General features: G+C 35.1%; 1 protein-coding gene. It reads right to left on the bottom strand.

Annotation, left to right across the window (positions count from 1 at the left end; translation table 11 throughout):
• On the bottom strand, positions 1 to 242 hold a 242-nt coding region (locus tag INF68_RS23380), incomplete at both ends, for a hypothetical protein (protein ID WP_227412956.1).

The raw sequence follows: 242 nt of genomic DNA, 5'->3' as shown, positions 1-242 counted from the left end.
CTCTGTATCGTGGGCTCGGATATGTGTATAAGATACAGCTTCATAACTAATCATGGTGAAATTGGTGAATAGACTTCGAACGGAAAATCCAAATACAAAAACTCCTATTACAGCTACCCATCGCCAAGATATTCTTTCTTTATATTCATAAAGTACTACACCAATTGCAAAAGAAAATGCATGGAGTTTGAATTGAAAATCAAGAACGGGAAACGGTTCTGTTAATTTAGTGTGGTAAATGT

It is taken from the genome of Enterobacter cloacae complex sp. P16RS2, from assembly GCF_014982155.1.
Taxonomy (GTDB): domain Bacteria; phylum Pseudomonadota; class Gammaproteobacteria; order Enterobacterales; family Enterobacteriaceae; genus Enterobacter; species Enterobacter cloacae_M.
Note: the sequence above shows the minus strand (reverse complement) of the source record. Positions and strands in the feature narration are given on the sequence as shown.